Source organism: Lysobacter sp. Root667, assembly GCF_001427715.1.
Classification (GTDB): Bacteria; Pseudomonadota; Gammaproteobacteria; order Xanthomonadales; family Xanthomonadaceae; genus Lysobacter.
Map to the genome: position 1 here is coordinate 428 of NZ_LMHF01000008.1, position 2,067 is coordinate 2,494.

The following is a 2,067-nucleotide window of genomic DNA, read 5'->3' on the forward strand; positions in this document are numbered from 1 at the left end:
GTGGAATCAGCGACGCGCGTGCCTGGGTCATGTCGCCAGCATCGCGGCAATCCTATCCAAGCACAGTCAGAAACTTCTGATAGGGGTGTAGGGCGGGTGCGGAATTGTGGGTGTCCTCGTTCCGTCGCGCTTGCACTCGTGAGCGGCAAGAGTGTTCTCGCGAGGCGGAAACAACCGAACCCAACGTGCGGCCACTTCGGCATCCGCCCATTGCCTTGTCAAACTCGGTTCCAATTGCACGACCAAATGCAGATGATTGCTCATCACCGCGTAGGCGTGAACGGCGATAGCGAAGCATTCGGCCAGCAGCTGCAACCGCTGCTCAATCCAGTCCTTTCGATGCTCGTAGGACCGACCCGTGTAGCGGTCAATTCCGCACAGGAACGCGCGACGCACGCAGCGTTGCACGCAATGGGCCGGGTGGAATCAGCGACGCGCGTGCCTGGGTCATGTCGCCAGCATCGCGGCAATCCTATCCAAGCACAGTCAGAAACTTCTGATAGGGGTGTAGGGCGGGTGCTGAATTGTGGGTGTCCTCGTTTCCCCATCCTCGTTTCCCTAAGCTAGTCCCTCGTATCGACAGCAGCATTGAATCGAGATTTATAACAAACAACCAACATCTTAGAGAAAACTATATCCACCACAAGAAGAAAACAGAAACACTGAATGCTTGATATTGAATTTTGAAACTTATCAAGAGCATTCAATACTGTCTTAGAGGCAATCTTTAGCCATTCAAAACACTCTTCAGCCCTCGCCATCATACCTGGCTCCGGGCGATCGATGAACGATAGAAGATCTGCATCCAACTCCTTCGCCATGTTCGCCGCAGCCACCTCAAACACCCAAGAACTGTGGACAAGCCATCGAGAAAACTCGGGGCTTCGATATTCCTGGTGGATCGAAATATCTAGCTCCACGTCATTAATAATATCCAGAAAGCTTCGTGACGAAATACTTCGATCATCGGCCGCAAGTTCCATTGCTATTTCGCTAATGGCACGCAGTCGCTGAGCAAATGCATCTGCGCCTTCTTGACTAAGTGATTCAAACTCGGGCCGTTCAGTGAGAACTATAGGAATAGAGATACTCATATCGCCTCAGAAAAAACTAATTGGGTCAACGTTGGCCGCCCATTCCCAAAGAGCCAGCTCTCTCGCAAGATATGGCGGTATTATCTTGCAATGATAACGCACTCGGCCAATCGCGTTACGGAGCTTGTTCTGAACCTGTAACACAGCGTCTGCATGACCCATGTCCCTGCCTCTTGTTCCTCCGGTGTAAAGGTGAGGAAAACGTTTCGTTATCAATGAGTAGTATGCGGATCGGGCATCAGCTTTCGCTTTTTCACATAACCGGTCTGGCTCATCACGGCAGACGGCGTCTACCGCATCAGCGATTGACCCTGCATTTTGCCGGTATATCTCGGAACCAAGTAACCATCCACCATACCCAGAGAGGCCAACACCCGCCGCAGGTCCGAGCCAAGCCGGAATAGCTGGGAATGGAAGTGGCGCAGGGAGAACAGCAGCTAAGCCCAATGGATCTGTAATTAGAGTGGGCGCACCAGCTGCATAGCCGTATGCGCTGATGCCACCACGCAGCCCGATTGGATCAGCCTGAGTGTATCGGCCGGATCCTGTATCGAGCTCACGCTGATAGTTCTGGTTTAGCCCTGACGCCGCATCGTATCGTTGGCCGGGAAACCGCAGATCGAACACGAACGCGGTGCCGTTGTTGTCGGGGTCTTGATTCGGCGCGCTGTCGCCGAACGCTTCGTTGCCCAGCTGCCACGCCCACACGGACTTCTCCGCCACCGGATCGATCACATTGCGCGGCGTACCCAGGTGGTCAGCCTGGACGTAGTGCAGTTTGTTCGCATCGATCACGCCGATCGGTAGATCGCCCAGCCAGATGACCTCTTGGATGCGATTGCCGGCATGGTCGTATACACCGACGGTATGCCCGGCTTCGTCGTAGCTGGCATAGGTCTGCGCGGTTGATGCTGTGGTCGGATAGCGCCGCGTCTGCTCGCCCCGTCCGTTATAGGCGTAGTTCATCACCGCA

Annotated in this window: 2 protein-coding genes; both read right to left on the reverse strand. The window is 54.4% G+C overall.

From position 1 onward, the window contains the following. Nucleotides 1-563 precede the first annotated feature (563 nt). Nucleotides 564-1,094 carry a hypothetical protein gene (locus ASD78_RS20470; protein WP_156087562.1) on the reverse strand — a complete coding sequence of 177 codons (531 nt, stop codon included), beginning with the start codon at nt 1,092-1,094 and terminating at the stop codon, nt 564-566. Between the two features lie 6 nt (nt 1,095-1,100). After that, the coding region (locus ASD78_RS19805) for an RHS repeat-associated core domain-containing protein (protein ID WP_162250124.1) at nt 1,101-2,067 on the reverse strand (967 nt) is incomplete at its 5' end.

Coding starts and splice junctions, on each gene's coding strand:
- ASD78_RS20470 (WP_156087562.1), bottom strand. CDS start 1,094: ATGAGTATCTCTATTCCTATAGTTCTCACTGAACGGCCCGAGTTTGAA.